Here is a 2,274-nt window from a genome sequence, read left to right as displayed (position 1 = left end):
GCCCTGTACCTGTCCTACTCGCCCGCAGCGGGACACAACATTGGCGTCTACGCCTACCTGCTGGACTTTGACAACCAGGTGGAAAACGTCACCGGCAACTCTTCCCAAACCTATGGTGTGGAATATAGCGGCGCCTTTGGCCCGATCACCGTCGCCGCAGCGGCCGCGTCCCAGACCGATTACGGTGACAATGCCACCGACTACGACGCCGAGTACTACATGGCGGAGCTCGGCACCAAGATCAAGGGCGTTGGCCTGGGTATAGGTTACGAGCTGCTGGGCAGCGATGACGGCGTGAAAGCCTTCAGCACCCCGCTGGCCACCCTGCACAAATTCCAGGGCTGGGCGGACATATTTCTGGTCACCCCCAACGACGGTATTGAAGACCTGTACTTCAAGGTGACCGGCAGTGTGGCAGGTGTCGCCCTGGCCGCCTTCTACCACGACTTCTCGGCCGACGAGGGCAGCGCCGACTACGGTGAGGAATTCGACGCCGTCGCCACCTACCCGATCAACAAGAACCTGTCGGTGGAGCTGAAATACGCCCTGTACGATGCCGACGAGTTTGCAGTGGATACTGAGAAAGTCTGGTTTAGCGTCAACTACACATTCTGATCGGCTATCCAGCTGATCAGCATGTCACGCTAAAACATAATCCGGGGGCGAACTGTCACCGACGACCCCGGATTATTTTTGACTGACAGCCGGTTTCCCCACTGAAACACCGGTCCACTGCCCACCACCACAGCCAGGCACACACTTGTTCAAAGTGTCCGCTGATTGCGTATAATGGCCCGTTACATGCTCATGGGGTGCCGCCAGGCTGAGATGCTGTTTTTCCCGCAAGGGAGACAGCGAACCCATAGAACCTGATCCGGTTAGTATCGGCGTAGGGATGGGCTTCGCTGTGCAGCACGCTGCAAAAAGCACCATTGTTCTCTATGCCTCACGACAGATTATTTCAGTGAGGACACGACATGAATTCAAAATCACCCATCCCGGCTGCCGCCGAACACACCATTACCCGCCAGCCGCTGCCCGCCAGCCGCAAAGTCTACCTGCCCGTCGACGGCCATCCCTCCGTGCGGGTGCCAGTGCGCGAGATCAGCCTGAGCGATGGTAGTGCCGTCACCGTCTACGACACCTCCGGCCCCTATACCGACCCCAAGGCCGAAGTCGATGTGCATTGCGGCCTGCCCGATCTGCGCAGCCAATGGATTGAGGAACGGGGCGATACCGAACGCTACCAGGGGCGCGAAATGAAGCCCCAGGACAATGGTCACCTCAAGCAGGAAAAAGCCTTCCAGTTCTATAACGAAGCCCTGCAACGCCAACCGAGGCGGGCCAAAGCCGGGGTCAATGTCACCCAGCTGCACTACGCGCGCCGCGGCATCATCACCCCGGAAATGGCTTTTATTGCCACCCGGGAGAACCAGGCCCGCGCCGCGCTGGTCAACGAATTCAACAGCGAGGAGCGCAATCGGCGCCTCGCCGGCAATGCCATGGGCGCCAACCTGCAACCCATCACCCCCGAGTTCGTGCGCCGCGAAGTGGCGGAGGGCCGCGCCATCATCCCCGCCAATATCAACCACCCCGAACTGGAGCCGATGATTATCGGCCGCAACTTCCTGGTGAAGATCAACGCCAATATCGGCAACTCGGCACTGACGTCGAGTATCGAGGAGGAGGTGGAGAAACTGGTGTGGTCAATCCGCTGGGGCGGTGACACCGTGATGGACCTGTCCACCGGCAAGCACATTCACGCCACCCGCGATTACATCGTCCGCAATTCGCCGGTACCCATCGGCACCGTGCCCATCTATCAGGCACTGGAAAAGGTCAACGGCGTCGCCGAGGACCTCACCTGGGAGGTGTTCCGGGACACCCTGATCGAGCAGGCCGAACAAGGTGTGGATTACTTCACCATTCACGCCGGTGTGCTGCTGCGCTATGTACCCATGACCGCCAACCGGGTGACCGGCATTGTCTCCCGGGGCGGGTCGATCATGGCCAAATGGTGCATTGCCCACCATCAGGAAAACTTCCTCTACACCCACTTCGAGGAAATCTGCGAGATCATGAAGGCCTACGACGTCAGCTTCTCCCTCGGCGACGGGCTGCGGCCGGGCTCCCTGGCGGACGCCAACGACGAGGCCCAGTTCGGCGAACTGAAAACCCTCGGCGAGCTGACCAAAATTGCCTGGCAGCACGATGTGCAGGTGATGATCGAGGGTCCCGGCCATGTGCCCATGCACCTGATCAAGGAAAACATGG

The 2,274-nt window shown here is 59.9% G+C and carries 1 protein-coding gene, 1 pseudogene and 1 riboswitch; the gene and the pseudogene both read left to right on the top strand.

The genetic code is table 11. The features are described 5' to 3' along the window. Positions 1–615, top strand: a pseudogene (locus ABY948_RS12190) (hypothetical protein); the annotation flags it as partial. A gap of 183 nt (positions 616–798) precedes the next feature. After that, positions 799–913: riboswitch (TPP riboswitch) on the top strand. A 64-nt stretch (positions 914–977) separates the two neighbouring features. After that, a partial coding sequence (gene thiC / locus ABY948_RS12185; RefSeq protein WP_461482804.1) for a phosphomethylpyrimidine synthase ThiC occupies positions 978–2,274 on the top strand: 1,297 nt, incomplete at its 3' end.

It is taken from the genome of Porticoccus sp. (genome assembly GCF_041592135.1).
Lineage (GTDB): Bacteria > Pseudomonadota > Gammaproteobacteria > Pseudomonadales > Porticoccaceae > Porticoccus.
This window is presented reverse-complemented; position numbering and strand designations above follow the sequence as displayed.